The 21,760-nt window shown below is 72.1% G+C and carries 16 protein-coding genes and 2 riboswitches; of the genes, 7 read left to right on the forward strand and 9 right to left on the reverse strand.

What is annotated here, in order from left to right:
• Positions 1-5: 5 nt before the first annotated feature.
• Positions 6-731, reverse strand: a complete 726-nt coding sequence (locus BJ998_RS22630) for a GntR family transcriptional regulator (protein WP_184864602.1) — start codon at positions 729-731, stop codon at positions 6-8.
• A gap of 380 nt (positions 732-1,111) precedes the next feature.
• Here BJ998_RS22630 and BJ998_RS22635 point away from each other — a divergent pair, with 380 nt between their 5' ends.
• The 3 genes from BJ998_RS22635 to BJ998_RS22645 all read left to right on the forward strand — a co-directional run bounded on the left by BJ998_RS22635 (position 1,112) and on the right by BJ998_RS22645 (position 7,094).
• Positions 1,112-1,681 carry a helix-turn-helix transcriptional regulator gene (locus BJ998_RS22635; RefSeq protein ID WP_273935956.1) on the forward strand — a complete coding sequence of 190 codons (570 nt, stop codon included), beginning with the start codon at positions 1,112-1,114 and terminating at the stop codon, positions 1,679-1,681.
• A 65-nt stretch (positions 1,682-1,746) separates the two neighbouring features.
• Positions 1,747-4,725: an AfsR/SARP family transcriptional regulator gene (locus tag BJ998_RS22640; protein WP_184864603.1), complete on the forward strand. Its 2,979-nt coding sequence runs from the start codon at positions 1,747-1,749 to the stop codon at positions 4,723-4,725.
• Between the two features lie 59 nt (positions 4,726-4,784).
• Positions 4,785-7,094: a hypothetical protein gene (locus BJ998_RS22645; RefSeq protein WP_184864605.1), complete on the forward strand. Its 2,310-nt coding sequence runs from the start codon at positions 4,785-4,787 to the stop codon at positions 7,092-7,094.
• On the opposite strand, the gene BJ998_RS22650 is transcribed toward BJ998_RS22645, so the two are convergent.
• Entirely contained in the window at positions 7,077-8,195 is a 1,119-nt protein-coding gene (locus tag BJ998_RS22650) for an FAD-dependent oxidoreductase (RefSeq protein ID WP_221338090.1), read from the reverse strand. The two genes, BJ998_RS22645 and BJ998_RS22650, sit on opposite strands and share 18 nt — an antisense overlap.
• 74 nt (positions 8,196-8,269) lie before the next feature.
• On the opposite strand from BJ998_RS22650, the gene BJ998_RS22655 reads away from it, so the two are divergent.
• Complete coding sequence (locus BJ998_RS22655; RefSeq protein ID WP_184864607.1) at positions 8,270-8,821, forward strand: TetR family transcriptional regulator; 552 nt, start codon at positions 8,270-8,272, stop codon at positions 8,819-8,821.
• On the opposite strand, the gene BJ998_RS22660 is transcribed toward BJ998_RS22655, so the two are convergent.
• The 6 genes from BJ998_RS22660 to BJ998_RS22685 all read right to left on the reverse strand — a co-directional run bounded on the left by BJ998_RS22660 (position 8,802) and on the right by BJ998_RS22685 (position 16,230).
• Positions 8,802-9,191 (reverse strand): hypothetical protein, encoded by a 390-nt coding sequence (locus BJ998_RS22660; RefSeq protein WP_184864608.1) that lies wholly within the window; start codon positions 9,189-9,191, stop codon positions 8,802-8,804. The genes BJ998_RS22655 and BJ998_RS22660 overlap by 20 nt on opposite strands.
• Positions 9,192-9,418: 227 nt before the next feature.
• The gene (locus BJ998_RS22665; protein ID WP_184864609.1) at positions 9,419-12,247 is read right to left on the reverse strand and encodes an AfsR/SARP family transcriptional regulator; all 2,829 of its coding nucleotides are present in this window, start codon (positions 12,245-12,247) and stop codon (positions 9,419-9,421) included.
• A 299-nt stretch (positions 12,248-12,546) separates the two neighbouring features.
• The gene (gene glyA, locus BJ998_RS22670; protein WP_312890277.1) at positions 12,547-13,818 is read right to left on the reverse strand and encodes a serine hydroxymethyltransferase; all 1,272 of its coding nucleotides are present in this window, start codon (positions 13,816-13,818) and stop codon (positions 12,547-12,549) included.
• A complete protein-coding gene (gcvH, locus tag BJ998_RS22675) occupies positions 13,815-14,201 on the reverse strand; it encodes a glycine cleavage system protein GcvH (protein WP_184864610.1) in 387 nt (128 codons plus the stop codon). Before gcvH ends, glyA begins: the two co-directional genes overlap by 4 nt.
• 12 nt (positions 14,202-14,213) lie before the next feature.
• A complete protein-coding gene (gene gcvT, locus BJ998_RS22680; protein WP_184864611.1) occupies positions 14,214-15,314 on the reverse strand; it encodes a glycine cleavage system aminomethyltransferase GcvT in 1,101 nt (366 codons plus the stop codon).
• Positions 15,315-15,344: 30 nt separating this feature from the next.
• Positions 15,345-15,434: riboswitch (glycine riboswitch) on the reverse strand.
• Between the two features lies 1 nt (position 15,435).
• Positions 15,436-15,530: riboswitch (glycine riboswitch) on the reverse strand.
• Between the two features lie 76 nt (positions 15,531-15,606).
• Positions 15,607-16,230 (reverse strand): helix-turn-helix transcriptional regulator, encoded by a 624-nt coding sequence (locus tag BJ998_RS22685; protein WP_043721691.1) that lies wholly within the window; start codon positions 16,228-16,230, stop codon positions 15,607-15,609.
• A gap of 271 nt (positions 16,231-16,501) precedes the next feature.
• On the opposite strand from BJ998_RS22685, the gene BJ998_RS22690 reads away from it, so the two are divergent.
• The 3 genes from BJ998_RS22690 (at position 16,502) to BJ998_RS22700 (ending at position 20,828) form a co-directional block, all read left to right on the forward strand.
• On the forward strand, positions 16,502-17,191 hold the full coding sequence (locus tag BJ998_RS22690) for a hypothetical protein (protein ID WP_184864612.1): 690 nt from the start codon (positions 16,502-16,504) through the stop codon (positions 17,189-17,191).
• A 101-nt stretch (positions 17,192-17,292) separates the two neighbouring features.
• A complete protein-coding gene (locus tag BJ998_RS22695) occupies positions 17,293-20,025 on the forward strand; it encodes an AfsR/SARP family transcriptional regulator (RefSeq protein ID WP_184864613.1) in 2,733 nt (910 codons plus the stop codon).
• Between the two features lie 197 nt (positions 20,026-20,222).
• Complete coding sequence (locus BJ998_RS22700) at positions 20,223-20,828, forward strand: LysE family transporter (RefSeq protein WP_184864614.1); 606 nt, start codon at positions 20,223-20,225, stop codon at positions 20,826-20,828.
• Here the strand turns inward: BJ998_RS22700 and BJ998_RS22705 are convergent.
• Positions 20,818-21,639, reverse strand: a complete 822-nt coding sequence (locus tag BJ998_RS22705) for a M23 family metallopeptidase (RefSeq protein WP_184864616.1) — start codon at positions 21,637-21,639, stop codon at positions 20,818-20,820. The genes BJ998_RS22700 and BJ998_RS22705 overlap by 11 nt on opposite strands.
• Positions 21,640-21,760: the final 121 nt, after the last annotated feature.

A 21,760-nucleotide genomic window follows, 5' to 3' on the forward strand; every position in this document is an offset into this window, starting at 1 on the left:
CCCCTCTATCGATCCAGTACGGCGCGCATGGTGAGCCGGTCCCCGCGGAACCGGATGAACTCCAGGTCGACCGGCCGGCCGTCGGCCAGGTGGGTCAGCCGCTCCACCAGCAGCAGCGCCCCGCCGCGCGGCAGATCCAGCACGGACGCCACGTGCGGATCGGCGTTGACGGCCTCCATGCCGACCTCGGCCCGGCCGAGCGGCTGCCCGCAGATGCGCTCCAGCAGCGCGAAGACGTCGTTGTTGACGAGGTCCTCGGCCAGCAGCGGCTCGCCGACATCGACCGGCAGGTAGGTCAGGTCCAGCGACAGCGGCAGGCCGTTCAGCCGGCGCAGCCGCTCGATGCACACGATCGGGTCGCCGGGCCGGACGAGAAGTCGCTCGGCCAGCACCCCGGTCGCCGTCACCACACCCGAGGTCCGGACCTCGTTGCTGACCACGCCGTGCTCGTGCAGCGTCTCGGCCAGCCCCATCAGCCGGTTCAGCCCGTGCGGGTACTTCCGCGCCACGACCACCGTGCCGACGCCCGGCGACCGCTCGATGAGCCCGTCCGCGCGCAGCAGCTCCAGCGCCTCCCGCACTGCGTTGCGGGTGGCGCCGAACTCGCGACCGAGAAGTCGCTCGTCCGGCAGCACGCCGTCGGTGAAGTCGCCGTCGAGCACCTGCCGGCGCAGCGCGTCGGCGATCTGCCTCGCCCGGTCCGCCCGGGGACGTCGCGGTTGCGGGTCCATGACGCCGAACGGTCCGGAGCAGCCATTTCCGCCGGATTTCGACGGTGTTTCCCCGGTGTTACGCCACCTGGTCAGGGCCGCTGACCGGCGGCTCGCCCGAGTCTTCGCCACCGCGGCCCGTGTAACCCCGGTTCATATATTGGGATGTTTCTGTCGGACTTCGATGTATGTCTCCGTCCCGCCGGTACACGCTGAATGGCCCCCTGACAAGGGGGCATCGGGCAGCACTTCACGGCATGGAGTCACCGTGAAGAGTTCGAGAAGTGGGGCCCGACACACTCAGCTACAGGAGGGATCACGGGGGTCATCCCATAGGAGGAGCAACGGTGGAGCGAGTTCGGGTAGGGGTTCACGCGGGAGACCCGATCACCCTGGCGGGAGTGGCCAGCCACCTGCGCGCACGTCCGGAGTTCCAGCTGGTGGGGGAGCGCCAGTTCGGCGAGGCGGCCGTGCTCGTGGTGTGTGCCGACGTCGTGACCTCGGAGGTCATGTCGGCGCTGCGCAGGTTCACCGAGAACTCCTCGGCGCGCTGCGTGCTGGTGACCAACGAGCTGCGCCAGGCCGACCTGCTCGCCGCCGTGGAGTGCCGGGTGGTGAGCGTGCTGCCCAGGGCGGACGCGACCGGGGACCGCCTGGCCGGCGCGGTGGTCGCCGCGGCGAGGGGCCGTGGTGACCTGCCGCCCGACCTGCTCGGCGAGCTGCTGTCGCAGGTGGAGCGGCTGCAGCGGGACGTGCTCGGCCCGCGCGGCCTGACCACCTCCGGCCTCGCCCCGCGGGAGGTGGACGTGCTGCGGCTGATGGCCGAGGGCTGGGACACCGCGGAGATCGCCGAGAAGCTGTCCTACTCGGAGCGGACCGTGAAGAATGTCGTGTATGCGGTGATGAGCCGGTTGGGGCTGCGCAACCGTCCGCACGCGGTCGCCTACGCCTTGCGAGCAGGCGTTATCTAGGCCGATCGGTGGGCACCTGATCACGATGTTTGGCCCTCGGCGTGTGAGGCGGCCACAATCGCAGCGTGCCGAGTACCTCGACCTCGAGCGAGCCCCTGCGGTTCACCCTGCTCGGCCCGGTCCGGGTGTGGCGTGGCGACCGCGAACTGACGCTGGGTCCGCCGCAGCGCAAGGCCGTCCTCGCGACCCTGCTGCTGCGCGCGGACCAGGTGGTGACGGCCTCGGAGCTGGTGGACGCCGTCTGGGGTGAATCGGCGCCGGCGAGCGTGCATGGGGTCGTGCAGACGCACGTGTCGATGCTCAGGAGCGTGCTGGAGCCGGAGCGGCCCCGCCGCGGCCAGGCCAGCGTGCTGCGCTCGGTCGGCAACGGCTACTCGCTGGCGGTCGGCTCCGCGGGCTACGACCTGCGCGAGTTCGAGAAGACGTTGGAACTGGCCCGCCAGCACCGGGAAGAGGGCAACGCCCGCGACGCCGTGGAGTGGTACGCCAAGGCGCTGGCCATGTGGCAGGGCGAGCCGTTGTCGGCCATCCCGGGACCGGGTGCGGTCATCGAACGGGCCCGGCTGAGCGAGATCGTGCTCGGCGTCCAGGAGGAGCGCCTCGAGCTGATGGTCGCGCTCGGCCGGCACACCGCCGCCGTCACCGAGCTGGCCGCGCTGACCTCGGCCCATCCCGTCCGCGAACGTTTGCGGGCGCTGCACATGAAGGCGCTGTCCCGGTCCGGCCGCCGGGCCGACGCGCTGCAGGTCTACACCGACACCCGCCGGGTGATGGTCGACGAGCTGGGCATCGAACCGGGCGCCGAGCTGCGGGAACTGCACCACCGGCTGCTGGCCGTCGACGAGCCCCGGCAGCAGCCGGTCGCGCCGCCGCCGGCACAGCCGAGCCGCCGGCCCATCGTGCCGTTCATGGACGAGCCGTTGCCGGCCCCGATCTCGCCCGCACAGCTCCCGGCGGACGTCGCCGACTTCACGGGCCGCACGGCGCTCGTGAAGCGGCTCACGGCGATGCTGACGCCCCGTACGCACCGAACGGCGCCGCCGCGGGCGCTGGTGGCCGGCATCGGCGGCGTGGGCAAGACGGCGTTGGCCGTGCACGCGGCGCACCAGGTGCGCCAGCACTACCCCGACGGCCAGCTGTACGTGGATCTCCGCGGCGCCGGCCCGGACGCCGCCGACCCGCTCAACGTGCTCAGCGCGTTCCTGCGGGCCTTCGGCGTGTCCCCCAACTCCACGCCGGCCGACCTGGACGAGCGGGCCGCGATGTACCGCTCGGTGCTGGCGTCCCGCCGCGTGCTGGTGGTGCTCGACGACGCCGCCGACGCGGCCCAGATCCAGCACCTGCTGCCCGGCTCGGCGACCTGCGGCGTGCTGGTCACCAGCCGCCGCCGGCTGCCGGAGATGCAGTGGGACGAGCAGGCCGAGCTGGAGGGCATGTCCCGTGAAGAGGCCCTGACCCTGTTCAGCCGCACCATCGGCGCGGACCGGGCCGGCCAGGAGCCGGCGGCCGTGGCCGAGGTGGTGGACGCCTGCGGGCGGCTGCCGCTGGCGCTGCGGATCACCGCGGCCAAGCTGGTCGACCGGCCGCAGTGGACGGTCCGCTCGATGGCGGACAAGCTCGCGCGAGAAAGGGGCAGGCTGTCGGAGTTACGGGTGGGGAGCCTCGAGGTCGAGGCCACCTTTCACCTGGGCTACGGGCAGCTCGACGCCACGTCCGCCCGCGCCTTCCGGCTGATGTCGCTGCCGGAGGGGCCGGGCCTGTCGCTGCCGGCCGCCGCGGCGCTGGTCGGCGAGCCGGAGCCCAGCGCGGAGCCGGTGGTGGAGCGGTTGGTGGACCTGAACATGGTCGCCAGCCCTTCGCCGGACCACTACGCGTACCACGACCTGCTGCGGCTGTTCGCCCGCCAGCGGGCCGCGCAGACCGACAGCAAGCAGGACCGGATCGACGCCATGGTCCGGCTCGGCGACCACTACCTGGGCACCGCGGCGACCGCGGGCTGGCTGATCCAGGCGCCGGCGTGGCCGAAGGAGCGCTTCTGCCGACGGCCCTACGCCGGCGGCGTCGAGCTGGACGACCTGAAGTCGGCGTTCGCCTGGTTCGAGGACCAGCAGCCGGCGCTGCTGGCGTCGGCCCGGCAGTTCCTGACCGACCCGGACCTGCCCTCGGACTACGTCGTCGACCTGATCACGTTCCTTGAGCTGTACCTGGCCAACGGCACGCATTTCGGCGAGATCGGGCAGATCGGCGAGCTGGCCGTGCGCGACGCGGAGCGCACCGGCGACCTGCGCGTGGAGGCGTGGGGCCGGCGCAAGGTGGGCGAGGCGCACCTGCGGCGGTTCCAGCTGCCCGAGGCCCAGGACCAGCTGAGCCGGTCCATCGCCGCCGCCGAGAAGGCCGGCGACGCCGTCGCCCTGGCCACCGCGATGGACCTGCTGGGCAGCGTCGAGTTCCGGATGGGCGACGGCGAGCAGTCGCTGGCCCACCTGGAACAGGCCCTCGCCGTCGCGCACGACGCCGGCGACGTGGTGCGCGAGGCGTACGTGCTGGGCACGATCGGCCGCACCCAGTCCGAGCGCGGCGAGTTCGAGCTGGCCATGGCCGCGTGTGAGAAGAGTCGCGAACTGCACGAACAGCTCGGCAACGAGACGGGCCTGGCCCGCACGCTGTTCATGATGGGCCTGGTCTACCAGCGGTTCCGCCGGCTCGTGGAGTCGATCGACCCGCTGGAGGAGTCACTGGCGGTCTGCCTGGGCATCGAGCAGAGCTTCGGCGAGGGCCACAATCTCGTCATGCTGTCCAGGGGCTATCTGGCTGACGGGCGCGCCGAGCAGGCCGCGGCCGCCGCGTCGCGGGCCCGGGAGCTGGGTGAGGCCATCGGCGACGCCCACATGCACGCGATGGCCGTCGCCGAGCTGGGCAAGGCCCTGCACGCGCTGGGCAAGCACGAGCTCGGCGACGAGCACCTGCACAGCGCCCAGACCCTCCTGACGGAGTTGAACTCGCCACAGGCGGCGGCGGTTTCTGCCCTCCTGAACAAGAAGTGACGTACCGCAAGCCACCCAATGGGGTGCCAGATTCCCTCGGATGCGGCAGTGTGCACGGTGTGCCGATCAGCGACGGGCCCGATGCGGGGGGCGAGGTCATCGAGTTCGACTGCCGTCAGGTGGGATCCGCGCTCGTCGTGTGCTCCCCGAACGGCGCGAGCAAGGCGGCTCGGGTGCTGGCCAACGCGTTACCGGGGGACCCCGAGCGCACGGTGGTCGTCGCCGACTTCCCGCCCGACTCCGGCCCCGAGGTGTGGACCGCGCTGGTCGCCGCCCTGCGCAAACGCGGCCCGATCCGGTTGGCGGTGTCCCGGGCCGGCAGCGGCGACCTGGGGTCGCCCGCGCAGTGGCTGTCCGACCAGCTGAAGGTCGAGGTCGTCGCCCCGGACGGGGTGTTGCTGCCGGTGCCCGGCGGCTCCGCGTTTGTCATCGACTCGCACGGCGCCGGCTGCTGGTACCGCTTCCGGCCGGGGCATCCACCGGACCCGATGGGCAGCCGGTTCCCGGCCCCGGAGTGGGAGCCGATGACGCCGGGCAAGCCGTGGGCCTCCGGCCGCGTCGGCGTGGCCGAGCCGATCCCGGCCGGGCTGTGGATGCACGCCATGCCGTCGGTGACGGAAGGCCCGAGCCGCGAGCACGCCCGGCCGGTGTTCGCGCTGCCGTGCCGGCCCGAGGTGTTGACCATCGTGCTCGGCGGGCCCGAGGAACGGCCGGTGCCGCCGGAGGAGATCCGCGCGCTGCTGACCGCGCTGCCGATGCCGGCGCGGACCAAGGTGCGCATCGCGCCGTACGGGGTCGCGCCGCTGGGAACCGCCTACGCGGACGAGCCGATCGGCCAGATCATCGCCGACCTGGTGGGCGAGCGGATCGCGGTCTACTCCGGGCTGCCGGTGCTCGGCGCGGACGGCGTCGACGTCGTCGCCTACGACGCGCAGGGGCAGCCGTCCTGGCGGCCGTTCACCACCGAGCTGGGCTACTGGCCGCGGACCACGCCGAACGCCATGCCGCCGAGCATCATCGAGCACCGGGCCCCGGTCGGCGGCCTGGTCACGCTGCGTCCGGGCGTCTACCAGCTGGCCGAGGGCGCGGTGGTGGAGCTGGTCAACAGCGGCCTGTGGATCCGCGACCCGGCCGAGCCGCCGCCGAACAGCAACGTCCGCACGCTGCCGATGGATCCGCTGTGGGCCCGCATCACCGTCGGCGTGCCGGGTATGCCGACCTCGCCGGAGCTGTTCGCCGCGGCCACGGAGCTGTACTCCCGGCTGGACCCGGACACCCAGCGGGCGGTTCGGTTCGTGTTCAGCGACGCCTCGCAACTCGTCGAGGACAAGCCGGCCGAGCCGGCGCCCGCGCCACGGCCGCTGGCCGTGGTGGCATCGGCGAAGACCGTGCCGCCGGCCATCGAGGACACCGACGTCGAGATGGAGCCCTTGGCGGAGGAGCCGGAGCTCGACGATCTCGATGACGACGACGACATGGCGCACGGCAAGCACTCCGACGACGGGCCGACCGCGATCGTGCCGCAGCATCTCGTGGAGTCGGCGACGCCCCGGGAGGAGCCCGAGGAGACGACCGCCGTCATCGAGGAGCACTTCGACACGGAACACACTTCCGGGGAGCACTTCGACGAGGTCGACCCCGAGGTGAACCTGGGCGCGCCGGAACCGGTGGCCGAGCCCGAGCCGGAGCCGGAGCCGGAACCCGAGCCGATCTGGCACCAGCGCAGCACCCAGGCCGAGCGGGACTGGGTGCGGCACACGCTGGGCGAGAACTACGAGGGGCACGCGGCCGCGGTGCTCCGCCTGATCGCGAAGCACCCCGGCCTGCGCACCCCCGAGGACGCCACGCTGGAGGCGGTGGTCACCGACCTCGTCGCGGCGCAGATGTACCTGCTGGCCAGCGAGCAGATGGTCAACTCGGCCCTGCGCGCCGGCGATCTGGGGCAGCTCATGCCGTTCGTCCGCTGCGTGGTTTCCGGGTTGCGGCGGATGCCCCCCTTCGAGGGCGCGGTGCTCTGCTACGGCAAGGAGACGCTGGACATCGGGGATGTCTTCACGGAGAAGGCATTCCTCAACACCGCGTCCAAACTGGACGCCGAGCTGCCCGGCCCGGTGGAGTACGTGGTGTGGTCGGTCAACGGCCGCAAGGTCGACGGGATCGGCAACGCCGTCGACCGGGTGGTGTTCCTGCCGGACACCAGGTTCCGCGTGGTGTACGCCAGCAAGACCCGGCTGTTGCTGGTCGAGGACGACGTGGCCGAGCAGTCGCTGGGCCGGCTGGAGCGAGCCGTGGCGGACCGGGAGAGCATGTCCACAGTGGACTATCCCGGCGTCGCGTCGCTGGAGTGGCCGCTAGGCTTCGGCGCGTAGCTTGGCGAGGTTCTTGAACGCCCGGGCGGCCGACTCGCGGCCGATCTTGGCGTTCTCGCACATCGTCCGCTCGTAGCCGGCCAACGCCGCGATCTTGTCCATGCGCCCGTCGCGGACGGCGATCAGCTTGTCCGTCAACACTTCCGCGTCGACCATGGCCAGGTTGGCGCCGAGGCCGCCGGGCGGCGCGGGATGCCCGGCGTCGCCGAGCAGCGTGACGGCTCGGGTCGGCCAGGGCTCGACGGCATCGCCCTCCTTGATCGGGGAGACGCCGCTGTTGGCCGTGTCGGCGTGGGCGATGAGGGCCTTCAGGTCCGGGTGCCAGTCCTCGATCAGGTCCAGAACCGGTTGCAGGTCGAGGGTTTCCGGTGCGCCGGGCAGCATCAGCACCCAGCGGATGTAGCTCGGCGTGTCCGGCAGTCGCACGTCCGGCGCCAGCTCGGCCGCCGCCTCGACCGGCGGCCGCTGGAACACCATCCGGCCCAGCATCAGCTGCACGTCCTTGGCGCTGACCACCGTGCTCCAGCCCGGGATCAGGTGCTCGAAGCCGGCGATGGGGGTGCGGCCGATCGCGCCGTACACCGGGAGATCGTGCACGCCGATGTGCGGCAGCAGTTGCCGGCGGACCGTCGAGCCCATGCCGTCGGCCCCGACCAGCACGTCGGCGTCGACCGTCGTGCCGTCCGCGAAGTGCGCACGGACCCGGCCATCCGGCAGTTCCTCGTAGCGGTCGAGCTTCATGTCGAAGCGCAGTTGGTCGTCGAGGCCGGCGATCAGCAGGTGGCGCAGCACGTTCCGGTCGAACATGCGGCCCTCGTCGTCGTCCCGCTCCTTCTCCTCGAGCACATTGAGCTGGGAGTCGACCGCTCGGCCGGTGCCCTCGATCAGGCCGCTGACCGCGTCCAGCAGCGGGTGCAGCCGCGCCGGCACCGCACCCTCCAGCGCCGCCATGCCGGGGCCGCCGAACCCGATCCGGTAGCCCTGGAAGCGGGCTTCGACGGCGCTGTCCCGCTCGTACACCTCGACGTCGATGCCGGCTCGGACCAGCCGCTGGGCCAGTGCCAGGCCGCCGAGTCCGGCGCCGATGACCACAACCTTCATGATCGTCCCCCTCCCGATGTGAACTAAGTTCACGTGAACTTAGTTCACATCGATCGGGATGGCAAGCTGTGCCCGTGACATCGCGACGCGACGAGGTGCTGGCGGCCGCGCTGGACCTGCTCGACGAGGTGGGTCTGGACGCGTTGACCACGCGGAAGCTGGCCGAGAAGCTCGGCGTGCAGCCCGGGGCGCTGTACCGGCACTTCGACAGCAAGCGGTCGCTGCTCAACGCCATGGTCGCGCGGCTGACGGCCGACGCCGGGAGCGCGGGCGAGCCGCCCGAGGACTGGGCCGGCATGCTCCGGTACGCCGCCGTCGGCGCGCGGGCCACCATGCTGACCCGGCGCGACGGGGCTCGGCTGATGGCGACCTACCTGGTGCCCGCCGACGAGACCGCGCAGCGGTTCTGGCACCGGCTCATCGGCGCGCTGACCGCCGCCGGCATCCCGCCGGCCGACGCGACCGTCGCCGTGGACACCGTTTTCGCCTACGTCAACGGGTTCGCCATCGAGGAGCAGTCACGCGACGGCTTCCCGGCCGAGCCGGGTCAGCGGGCGTTGCGGGACAAGAGTTTCCGGGCCGGGCTGGACCTGATCATCGCCGGGGTCACAGCCAGCCGGAGCTGACCGACGAGGTCCGGCGCACCGCCGCCACCACCGCCTGCCACGGCGGCAGCGCCCGGGCCGGCACCGGCCGGTTGATCCAGCGGGCGGCGGCGAGATTGTCGTTGCACGGCAAGGCGATCAGCGATCCCATCGGGAACAGGCTGACGCCCAGCCGGACCAGGTCCGCCAGCACCGCGTTCGAGGTGGACGTCACCGGCGCCGTCAGGAACACCCAGCGCTCCGGCGTGCCCGCATACGCGATGACCGGCCCGGACAGCATCGCCATCGACAGCATCGAGTTCACCTCGGCGCCCAGCCCGGCCCGCATCCCGATCGCCTCAACCGGATCTCCCACGGTCAGCACCGGTACCGACCAGTCGAGCACTGTCATCGGGTCTGTCCTTCCGCCGAGGCGGTACGAGGGCCGGGCAGCGCGGTGGGGGGCGTGGAGGAGTCGCACCACCCGGCCTTCGTACCGGCGGTGGATTACCACCGCCCGACCACCACGACGCACTCCGGATCAGAGGGGTTCAGTGTCTCTGCCGCGCGTTCCGCGCGGGTCGGGGCCTCGCGCTTTCCTGTGTACCAACTGGCGGGCAACGCGATGCCCGCTGGTGATCAGGCGGCCAGCAGCGCGGCTATCTCATCCGCTCGGGGGTCGCCTATGTGGGCGAAGATGGCGGCGGCGTCCAGCAGCGTCTCACGGGCCTGGGCGAGGTCGCCGAGCGCCTGCAGCGCGGTGCCGCAGACGTGCAGCGCGCACGCCTCGCCGTGCCGGTCGCCGAGCTCCCGGAACACCTCACACGCCCAGCGGGCGTTGTCCAGTGTCTCGGTGTGATTGCCCAGGTCGCAGTGGATTCGGGCGAGTTCCAGCCGGCCGAACGCCTCGCAGCGCCGGTCGCCGAGCTCGTGCACGATCTCCAGCGACTGCCGCAGGTGCTCCAGCGCCTGCTCGACCTCGCCGCGATTGCGGTGCGTGCGCGCCAGCTTGACCAGGGTCATGCCCTCGTACCGCCGGTCGCCGAGCCCGCTGAAGATCTCCAGCGCCTGCCGCAGGTGGCGCAGCGACTCGTCGCCGAGCCGGCAGGCCGCGCCGATGTCGTACAGCAGCGTCGCCGTGCCCTGCTGGTCGCCGAGCCGCTGGGTGATGCGCAGCCCCTGCTGGAAACAGTCCAGCGCCTCGTCGTACCGGTTGCGCCGCCAGTACGCGTTGCCGAGGCTGCGCAGCGCCAACGCCTCGATCTCGGGGACGCCGAGTGCCCGCGCGGCGTCGACCGCGACCAACTCGGTGGCGATCCAATCCTCCCAGTACGAGCGCAGCTCCAGGAAGTACACCAGCGCGGTGGGCAGCTTCCACGCGGTCTCGTGATCACCGAGCCGGCCGGCCTCCAGGCACGCGGCGACCAGATTGACCCGCTCCTGCTCCAGCCACGCCAGCGCCTGGTGGTACGTCTCGAACGCCAGCGGCTCGCAGTGCTCCAGCACCGGCTCCAGCGGGATTGGCCGGTTCTGTGGCATCAGCGTGCGGTCGGCGGCGCCGGAAGTGTGCAGGTACCACGACATCAGCCGGCCGGTCGCCGCCGCTCGCTCGTCCGCCCGCTCGTCCGTCAGCGCGCGTTCGGTGGCGTACACGCGAAGCAGGTCGTGCAGCCGGTAGCGGTCGCGGCCGATCGCCTCCACGAGATGACAACTGCTCAGCCCGTCCAGCATCCGCCGGGTGGCCACCAGCGGCGCGTCGGCCAGCGCGGCGGCGGCCGCGGTGCCGATCTCCGGCCCCGGATGCAGGCCCAGCAGCCGGAACAGCCGCGCCGCCTCGGGCTTCAGCGCGTGGTACGACCACGAGAACACGGCCCGCACCGCGGTGGTCTCGTCGTCGGGCGAGGCCAGCACGTCGAGCCGGTCCCGCTCGTGGCACAGCGCCTCGGCCAGGTCGTCCACGGTCATGTGCGGCCGCGCGGTCAGGTTGGCCGCGATGATTCTCAGCGCCAGCGGCAGGTGCCCGCAGCGGTCGGTCAGCGTGGCCAGCGCGACGGGACAGCCGGCCAGCCGCTCCTCGCCGACGCTGCGGGCCAGCAGCTCGCGCGACTCGCCGGCGGACAGCACGTCCAGCGTGATCCGGTAGGCCCCGTCCCGTGCGACCAGGCCGCCGAGCCGGTTGCGGCTGGTGACCAGCACCATGCAGGTGTGCGAGCCGGGCAGCAGCGAGCGCAGTTGGTCCGTGCTGGCCGCATTGTCCAAAACGACCAGAATGCGCTTTCCCGCCACCAGGCTGCGGTACATGCTGGCCTGTTCCTCGGCCGCGGACGGCACCTGGTGCGGCTCGACGCCGAGGCCGCGCAACAGCTGACCCAGCGCGTCGACGGCGGCCAGCGGCGGCTGGTTCGGGTCGAAGCCGCGCAGGTTCACGTACAGCTGGCCGTCCGGGAAGCGGTCGGCGATCCGGTGCGCGAAGTGCACCGCCAGCGCGGTCTTGCCGATTCCCGCGATGCCGTCGATGGCGGCGATCAGCACGCCGCGCTCGGTGGTGTCCAGATGTTGGCGCAGCAGCGCCAGTTCCTTGTCGCGGCCGGTGAACGTCGAGATGTCGTGCGGCAGCTGCGCCGGCACCACGCGCCCACTGGGCGGCACGGCGGCAGCGGCGGCGGGACGCGGAGTCCGGTCGGACAGGTCGGGGTCGTTGGCCAGGATCTGCTCGTGCAGCTGGCGAAGCTCCGGCCCGGGTTGGACGCCGAGCTCGGCGGCGAGCGTCCGCCGCGTCTCCGCGTACACCTCCAACGCCTCGGCCTGCCGCCCGCAGCGGTACAGCCCGCTCATCAGCAGCCCGCGCAGCCTCTCCCGCAACGGATGCTCGTGCACGACCCGGGACAGCTCGGCGACCACATCCGTGGCCCGGCCGGTGCGCAACATGAGCGACGCTCGGTGTTCGACGGCGCTCAGGTACAGCTCCGCCAGCCGGGTCCGCTCCAGCTCCGAGAACGGGCCGGGAATGCCCGACAGCGGGGCGCCGCGCCACAGCGCGATCGCGCTTTCCACATGGGCCAAGGCGGTTTGCGTGTCCGTGCCGGCCTCGCGCATCGCCGCCAGGTGCGACTCGAACGCCGTCAGGTCGACCTGGTTCTCGGGCAGCCGCAGCAGGTAGCCGGACCCGGCGCTGGCCAGCACCTGGGACGGCGCGCGGTTGGTACGGTCCGGCTCCAACGCCCGCCGCAGGCCCGCGATGTACGTGTGCACGCTGCCCTCGGCGCTGGCCGGCGGCGCCTCGCCCCAGACCGAGTCGATCAGCTCGGTGCGCGACACCGCCCGGCCCGCGTTGCTGGCCAGCACGGCGAGCACCGCTCGCTGCCGGGGCGCGCCGAGCTCGATCTCCACGTCCCCGCGCCACGCGCGCACCGGACCCAGCACCTCGACCCGGATGGTCGAGCCGTGGTCGGTCTCGGGGACGGGCATCTCGCCTCCTGTTCGCGCCTCCAGTGTGGGGTCGGCCGCCGCGGTGGCCAGTCCCGGGGCGGTCAACGCGACGGACGGGGCGGCTTGTTCCCGCTTGTCGAGGCGTCGACCCCGCCCGTCGTATCACACCGTGCCCGTGGAAGGAACGGGCCGATCGTAGCGACAACAGGATCCGCACAACCAGAACCGATGGCGGACAAGGAAAAGGTGAAGAAGATTCGGACCAGCTGATATTCGGAAGGGGGCATTCCTGGCGTCCAACGCCAGGAATGCCCCCTTCCGAGCAAACTCTGAGCTGATCAGGCGGGGATGGTGGGGTACAACGGGAAGCGCTCGGTCAACGCCACCACCCGGGCCCGCAGAGCGGTCGCGTCGAACTCCGGCGTGAGCGCCCGCGCGACGATGTCGGCCACCTCGCGGAAGGCCTCGTCGTCGAACCCGCGCGCGGCCAGCGCCGGGGTGCCGATCCGCAGGCCCGATGTCACCATCGGCGGCCGCGGATCGAACGGCACCGCGTTGCGGTTGACGGTGATCCCGATGTCGTGCAACCGGTCCTCGGCCTGCTGCCCGTCCAGTTCGGACTTGCGTAGGTCGACGAGCACCAGGTGCACCTGCGTGCCGCCGGTGAGCACGGTCGCGCCGGCGGCGACGACGTCGTCACCGAGCAACCGCTCGGCCAGGATCCGCGCGCCGGTGAGGGTGCGCAGCTGCCGCTCCCGGAACGACTCGCTCGCGGCCACCTTGAACGCGACCGCCTTCGCGGCGATCACGTGCTCCAGCGGACCGCCCTGCTGACCGGGGAACACCGCCGAGTTGATCTTCTTGGCCAGCGCCTGCTCGGACAGGATCACGCCGCCGCGCGGGCCGCCGAGCGTCTTGTGCGTGGTGGTGGTGACGACGTGCGCGTGCGGCACCGGGCTCGGGTGCAGCCCGGCCGCCACCAGCCCGGCGAAGTGCGCCATGTCCACCATCAGGTAGGCGCCCACCGAGTCGGCGATCCGCCGGAACTCGGCGAAGTCCAGCTGCCGCGGGTACGCCGACCAGCCGGCGATGATCAGCTTCGGCCGGTGTTCCTTGGCCAGCCGCTCCACCTCGGCCATGTCCACGTGGTAGTCGGACTCGCTGACGTGATAGGCGACGACGTTGTACAGCTTGCCGGAGAAGTTCAGCCGCATGCCGTGCGTCAGGTGCCCGCCGTGGGCCAGGTCCAGCCCGAGGATGGTGTCGCCCGGGTCCAGCAGCGCCATCATGGCCGCCGCGTTGGCCTGCGCGCCCGAGTGCGGCTGCACGTTGGCGTGCTCCGCGCCGAACAGCGCCTTCACCCGGTCGATCGCCAGCTGCTCGATGACGTCCACGTGCTCGCAGCCGCCGTAGTAGCGCCGGCCCGGGTAGCCCTCGGCGTACTTGTTGGTCAGCACCGAGCCCTGCGCCTGGAGCACCGCCAGCGGCGCGAAGTTCTCGGAGGCGATCATCTCCAGGGTGCCGCGCTGCCGACCCAGCTCCGCGGCCACCGCCGCGGCGACCTCCGGATCCAGCTCGGCCAGCGACGCGGTCAGCTCGACCGGTGTCACTCGCCGTCCTCCTGGATCAGCGCGGTGTACTCGTCGGCGTCCAGCAGCCCGTCGGGGTCGCCGTCCACCCGCACGGTGAACAGCCAGCCCTCGCCGAACGGGTCGTTGTTGACCACGGCCGGGTCGTCGACGACGGCCGGGTTGACGTCCACGACCTCGCCGCTGACCGGCGCGTACAGGTCGCTGACCGACTTGGTGGACTCCAGCTCGCCGCACGGCTCGCCCGCGGTGACCGCGGCGCCGGACTCCGGCAGCTGCACGTAGACGATGTCGCCGAGCTGCTCGGCGGCGTACTCGGTGATGCCGACACGGGTGATGCCGTCGGAGACCGACACCCACTCGTGCTCGGCCGTGTACCTCAGGTGGTCGGGGACGGTGCTCATGCTCGGGGCCTCTCAGGAAGAACGACGGTAGAACGGCAGCTCGACGACGTCGACCGGGGTGATGGTGCCCCGGATGTCGACGGCGAGCGCGGAACCGGGCACGGCGCGGTCGGCGTCGACGTAGGCCATCGCGACCGGATGGCCCAGCGTCGGCGACGGCGCGCCGCTGGTGACCTCGCCGATCCTCGCACCGTCGGCCGGGTCGACCACGGGGTACCCGTGCCGCGGCGCGCGGCGGCTCTCGGTGACCAGGCCGACCAGCTTGCGGGCCGGCGTCTCGCCGGCGGCCTTGGCCAGCGCGGCGCGGCCGACGAAGTCACTGGGCTTGTCCAGCTTGACCACCCGGCCCAGGCCCGCCGCGTACGGCGTCAGCTCGGTGGTCAGCTCGTTGCCGTAGAGCGGCATGCCCGCCTCCAGCCGCAGCGTGTCACGGCAGGACAGTCCACACGGGAGGATCTCGCCGGAGTCGGCGACGGCGGTCCACACCGCCTCGGCGTCGTCCGGGGCCACGAACAGCTCGAAGCCGTCCTCGCCGGTGTAGCCGGTGCGGGCCAGCAGCGCGGGCCGGCCGGCGACGGTGGTGGGGTAGGAGGCGTAGTACTTGACGGTCGACAGGTCCGTCGGCGTCAGCGGCGCCAGCAGGCTGACGGCGTTCGGCCCCTGCACGGCGATCAGCGCGTAGTCGGTGGACGCGTCGCGCACCTCGGTGTCGAAGTCCTCGGCCCGGTCGACCAGCTCGCCCGCCACCAGGGCGGCGTTGCTGGCGTTGGCGACGACCATGTAGTCCTGCTCGCCGGTGCGGTAGACGATCAGGTCGTCCAGGATGCCGCCGTCGTCGGCGCAGATCATGGTGTACCGGGCGCGGCCGACGCCGATCGCGGAGGCGTGGCCGACCAGCGCGTAGTCCAGCGCCTGGCCCGCCTGCGGGCCGGACAGCAGGATCTCGCCCATGTGTGTGAGGTCGAACAGGCCGGCGCCGGTGCGTACGGCGGTGTGCTCGGCCACGTCCCCGGTGTAGCGCAGCGGCATCTGCCAGCCGGCGAAGTCGGTGAACTTGGCGCCGAGGCGCTCGTGCACGTCGTGCAGCGGCGTGCGGCGGATGTCGGTGCCCATCAGGAGACCCCTCGTGTGGTGGAGTGAGCCTCCCCCTCTGTCATGGGCCTGAGAGTTTCACCGGCGAGCCGGCTTTCCCCTTGGGCGAGGCGCGATGGGCACGCCTGCTTTTCAGAGTCGCCTGTCCCGAGCGGTAGGGGGGCCTGAGAGATTCCGGGGAGGATTTGCTCCTTCGGCGCCTGCCCGCGATCGACAGGTCTCTCCCGCACGGTGTGAACAGCGAGGATGTACTTGTGCCGGCCACCGTATTTGGAGGTGGCCGGCACGGTCAAGATTCAAGCGTCTTGCCCCTTCAGATCACACCCGACCGCATGGCGTACGCGACCGCGTGCGGGCGGTTGCGCAGGCCGAGGCGGTTCATGACCGCGTAGACCACGTTCTTCACGGTGCGCTCCGAGTAGGAGAGCTTGGTGGCGATCTGCGCGGTGTCCCAGCCCTCGGCCATCAGGCGCAGCACGTCGATCTCGCGCGGGGCGAGCCCGGAGGCGGTGAGGCCGTTGGGCCGCAGCACCTCCTTGTGCAGGCGCTCCACCTGCGCGAGCAGCGAGCCGAGCAGCGTGGGCGGCATGTCCCCCATGCCCCGCTTGGCCGCCAGCACCGCGTGCACCAGGCGCTCGCCGCTGGCCGCCGCCTTCGGCAGCACCGCGACCACGCCGCACTCCACCGCCGCCAACAGGTCCGCGTCGTGGAACCGGTCGGTGACCAGGACGATCTTGACCGGCGTCGACTCGGCGGTCCGCCGCAGCAACCCCATCACGTCAGCGTTGACCGCGTCCGCGCACACCACGAACACCTGGGCCTCGGACAGTCTGCGCTCCGGCACCACCTGGAGCTCGGCCCGCGCCCGCAGGCAGCTGATCGCGCCGGCCAGGGTGATCGGATCGCCCGCGTGGACGGCTACCCACACTCTGTCCATGGTGTGTCCTCCTCGCTGTGTACCCCCAGGAACACACTGTGCAACGACCTTCTTCAGAGGATCTTCACGACGCCTCCATGTCGTAGAGAAAGTGCTGACCAGCGGTTTTCTCGAAGTCCACCCGATCGGGCGAGCGCGGCAAGGTAAGAACGGGCATCGGATCGCCCCGTTCGGGCACACTCTCGAGGCCCGGGGCTGGGAAGTTCCTGGTTGACCTGGGATCGTCTCCAGTAGGCTGGCCGCAGTCCCCCGCGCGAGCAGGAGGAGCCTGTTGGTCGTCGAGGATGCCGCCGCCACGCTCTCCCGGACCACCGCCGAACGGGCGCGATTGCCCGAACTCGCCGATGTTCTCGCCGCCTGTGCCGGCCACCTCTCCGACGAACTGCTCACCGCCGCCCGGTTCTGGCTGGCCGAGGGCCGCTTCGTCGACGTGGCCCGAGCGGTCGCCTTCGCCGTTGTCCATCTACACGTTCCGGTGACGGCCGTTCACCACCGCACCTTGGTCGACGCGTTGGTGACGGGCGGTCACGATCCTGTCGCAGTCCGTGGCGTCGAGCCGGCGCGCTGGCCGGCCGCGCTGCCGTTCACGTTCGTGGACGGCGGCTGGTCCGGGGACGACCGGCTGGACGAGGCCGTGGTCGACGTGGTGACCGACTACCCGGGCGTGCACGGCGTCTGGCGGGCCTGGCGGATGCCGATCGACGGCTCGCCCTGGCCGGCCCCCAAGCGGGTCTACCTCATCCAGGCCGGCGAGCAGGTGGACGTGGTCGCGCTGACCGCGCGGGCGCAGCAGGCGCTGGCCGCCGCGGGCGAGCCCGCGCCGCAGGTCGAGGCGTACGCGGTCGGCTCCCGGTTGGCGGCATACCAGCTGACGGTGCGCCGCAACGGCACGCTGCTGTGGACCTGCCAGCCGGTCGATGTGGACCAATCCGCGCCTTATATGGACCAAATCACATCTTGACGCGTCGCCACTGTTCCCTCTTGTCCGTGTACCAGGAAGAATGACGGCGGGGGTACGACCCCGACCGAACAACCGTCCGGCCGGGCTGGGGAGGAAGCTGGATGTCTGACAACGATGTCCCGGGTTCTGTCCTCCGGGTCGCCCTCCTGGGCCCGGTGCGGGGTTGGGCCGGGGACCGCGAGTTGGAGCTCGGCGCGCCGATGCAGCGCGCCCTGTTCGGCCTGCTCGCGCTCAGCCCGAACCGGATGGTCGGGCGGTCGGAGCTGATCACGGCGCTGTGGGGCGACCAGGCCCCGGCCAGCGCCGAGGGCAGCGTCCACACCTACGTGGCCGGCCTGCGCCGCGCTCTGGAGCCGAACCGGACGCATCGGGCGCCGTCCACGATGCTGGTCAACGCCGGCCCCGGCTACCTGCTCCGGATGGATCCCGACAACCTTGACGTCAGCGCGCTCAACGCGCACCGCGAACGAGCCCGCCTGCTGCGCGGCGAGGGGCACCCCGAGCAGGCCGCCGCCGAGCTCGACGCGGCGCTGTCGCTGTTCCGCGGCACCCCGTTCGACGGCCTGTCCTGTCCTTACGTCGAGCAGGAGCGGCCGCGGCTGAACGAGCTGCGGCTGCTGGTGATCGAGGAGCGGGCCAGCCTGATGCTGGACCTCGGCCGGCACCACGACCTGGCCGCCGAGCTGCCCGCCCTGGTCCGTGAGCACCCGCTGTGGGAGCGGTTGCGCGGACTGCTCATGATCACGCTCTACCGCTGCGGCCGGCAGGCCGACGCGCTGGAGGCCTACCAGGACGCCCGCCGGGTGCTGGCCGAGGAGCTGGCCATCGAGCCGTCCCCCGAGCTGCGCCGGCTGCACGGCAAGATCCTGCGCAACGACCCGGAGCTGGCCGCGCCGCAGCCGGCCCGCCCGGCCGCCGAGCCGGTCAGCGGCCCGGTGCCCGCGCAGCTGCCGCACGACGTGCCCGGCTTCACCGGCCGCGCGGCCGAGATCGCCGAGCTGGACCGGTTCCTGGACGAGACGTCCAACTCGGTGCTGATCTCCGCCATCGACGGCGCCGGCGGCATCGGCAAGACCGCGCTGGCCGTGCACTACGCGCACCGCATCACCGACCGCTTCCCGGACGGGCAGCTCTACGTCAACCTGCGCGGCTTCGACCCGAAGCTGCCGCCGCTGATGCCGGTGGACGCGCTGGGCTACCTGCTGCGCGGCCTCGGCGTGCCGGCCCGGCAGGTGCCCGCCGACCTCGACGACCAGGCCGGCATGTACCGCAGCCTCGTCGCCGGAAAGCGCATTCTGGTCGTACTTGACAACGCCGCGAGCACCGATCAGGTTCGGCCGCTGCTGCCCGGATCGCCGTCCTGCGCGGTGATCGTCACCAGCCGCAACCGGCTGAGCGGGCTGGTCGCCCGTGACGGCGCCCGCCGGATCACCCTGGACGTGCTCAGCACCGACGACGCCGTCCGGCTGATGGTCGGCATGCTCGGCCGCAAGCGGGTGGAGGCCGAGCCGCGGGCGGTCCAGGACCTGGTCCGGCTGTGCGGCAACCTGCCGCTGGCGCTGCGCATCGCCGGCGACCGGGCGGCGACGCACCCGCACCTGATGATGTCCGACCTGGCCGGCGAGCTGTCCAACGAGCGGGACCGGCTGGACGTGCTCGCCCCGGACGACGACGAGTCGACCGCGGTCCGGGCCGTGTTCTCCTGGTCCTACCACGCCTTGAAGCCCGACGCCGCCCGCGTGTTCCGGCTGCTCGGCCTGCACCCCGGCGCGGAGTTCAGCACCCCGGCCGCCGCCGCGCTGACCGGGCTGCCGGTGCCGATGACCCGGCGGCTGCTCACCGATCTGACCGACCGGCACCTGCTCGGCGAGGTCGACCGCGACCGCTACCGGCTGCACGACCTGCTGCGGGTGTACGCCGCCGAGGAGGTCGAGCAGGGCGAGGACGAGCGGGACCGGTCGCTGGCCGTCGAGCGGATGACCGACTGGTACCTCTACACCGCCAGCAACGCCGACAACGGGCTGCGCGGGCAGGCCAACGACATGCCCATCGGCGACCCGCCGCGGGAGTGCGCGCCGCTGCCGTTCGCCGGTTACCTGCAGGCGCTGCAGTGGTTCGACACCGAGAGCGAGAACCTCGGCGCGCTGGACCGGATGGCCGACGAGGCCGGGCGGCACCTGGACGCGTGGCGGCTGGGCGTCGTGGTGTGGGAGTACCACCGGCTGCGCCGCGACTTCGACCAGCTCATCGCCTTCTCCCGGGTGTCGGCCGCCGCCGCCCGGGCCATGAACGACCCGATCGGCGAGGCGCTGTCGCTCAGCTGCATCGCCGCCGCCAGCGCGCACCTCGGCCGGCAGGCCGACGCCGTCGTCGCGCTGCGGCAGATGCCGGCCGTCGAGTACGGGCCGGAGGACACGCACCGGGAGATGAGCACCCTCAGCAACCTCGCCGAGGCGTACCGAGGCAGCGGCATGATCGGCGACGCCCTCGCGCACTACCGCCGGGCGCTCGGGCTGGCCCGGATCGCCGGAAGTCGTTGGCACGAGGGCGATCTGCTGCGCGGGCTCGGCGAGACGTACCTTGAGTTGGGCGAACTCCAGCACGCGCTGGACTGCTGTCGCTCGGCGCTGACGATCTTCCGTCAGCTCGGGGACCTCTACGCGCAGAACACGGTTCTGCAGGATCTCGGCGGGACGCTGCTGGCCATGGGCCGGCAGGAGGAGTCCGTCGGCGCCTTCGCCGACGCCGTGGCCATCGCCCGCCGCATCGGCCACCGGCACGCCGTGGACCAAGGTCTGCAGGGCCTTGCCGCCGCCAAAGCCGTAGCGTCCTAAGTAGACTCTACTGTCGGGAATTGCTTGTGGTGTAATCGGTCCATAGTGGACTTTGTGATCGTCGGCGAAATCGGTTGCCACGGTGCCGACAATCGACGCATGACCACTGCTTCCGTGCTGACCCTGTCCCACTCCGCTGTCGCGGGGCGGGGCCAGCAGCAGCGGCGTGGCCGGGGAGGGTCGACTCCGCCCCGCACGTGAGCGCGGCACTGGTCGCCGGGCTCGTCGCCGGTTATGGCATCGCCATCCCGGTCGGCGCGGTCGGGGCCTATCTCATGGCGCTCACGGCCCGGACGTCGCTTCGCGTCGGCGCCGCGGCGGCCATGGGCGTCGCAACTGCCGACGGCCTGTACGCGCTGATCTCCACGCTCGGCGGCTCGGCGCTGGCGCCGGTCGTCCAGCCGATCACGACGCCGCTGCGCTGGGCCTCGGCGGCGGTGCTCGTCGTGCTGGCGATCCGGGGCGCGGTCAAGGCCGTCACGAGCTATCGACGGCCACAGGAGGTCTCGGGCCGGGAGCTGACGGATCCGGTGCGGGCCTACGCCGCGCTGCTGGGCATCACGCTGGTGAACCCGATGACCCTGATCTACTTCACCGCGCTGGTGCTCGGCGGCCCGACCGCCGGCGACGGGGCCGTGTTCGTGCTGGCGGCCTTCGCCGCCTCGGCCAGCTGGCAACTGCTGCTGGCCGGCGGCGGCGCGCTGCTGGGCCAGGCCCTGGCCGGGCCGCGCGGCCGGCTGGCGACCGCGCTGGTCTCCAGCGCGGTGATCGTGGGTCTCGCCGTGGGTCTGGTTACAGGGTGATGCCGCGGGCGTTCAGCCACGGCAGCGGGTTGATCTTCTTGCCCTGCGGGTTCCAGACCTCGAAGTGCAGGTGCACGCCGGTGGACTCGCCGCGGTCGCCCATCTTGGCGATCTCCTCGCCGGCCTGCACGTGCTGGCCGACGTGCACGGAGAAGGTGTCCATGTGGCCGTACACGTTGATGGTGCCGTCGGCCAGCCGGATCCGCACCCACAGGCCGAAGCCGCTGGCCGGGCCGGCGTCGATGACCACGCCGTCGGCGGCGGCCACGATCGGCGTGTCCATCACGTTGGCGATGTCGATGCCGTAGTGGAACGCGCCCCAGCGGCCGCCGAAGCCGGAGCTGAGCACACCCTCCGCCGGCTTCACGAACAGCGGCCGGTGCTCCTCGGCGTACTTGGCGGCAGCGGCGGCGGCCAGGTCGGCCGTGATCTTCTCGGAGTTGGTGAGCTTCTGCGCCTCGCTGGCGGCGTCGACACCGCGCTGGATGGGCAGCACCTCGGGAGCGCCGACGGCGTCGCCGCCGATGCCGAAGGCGGCACTGGCCTCACGGGCGTCGGCCAGCGGCTTGATGCCGTCGGTGGTGTGCTGCTGCGAAGGGGTCAGCGTGCCGCCGTACGCGGCGGCGGTGAACGCGCCGAGCGCGACTGCGGCCACTGCGACGCGGCCGCGCAGCGCGGACGGCGGCGGGGGAAGCCGGTGGGAGCCGCGGGTGCGCGGGGTCGGCACCCGGGTGATCTCGCTGTGCTCGTCACGCCTCGGGGTTGGCGCGGTGGAGCGTTTCGAGCCGCCGGGGGAGCGGTACTGCGTCAAAGCCTGCCCTTCCGCCTCGGGGAGCCCGATCACTGCGAGCCGGGCGGGGTTCCCGGGCGGCCGCTTCGGGGTGGCGGCCGCGTGTCGCGTACGTGATCAGACCGTGACAACGGACCGCGAG

This window comes from Kutzneria kofuensis (genome assembly GCF_014203355.1).
GTDB classification, from domain to species: domain Bacteria; phylum Actinomycetota; class Actinomycetes; order Mycobacteriales; family Pseudonocardiaceae; genus Kutzneria; species Kutzneria kofuensis.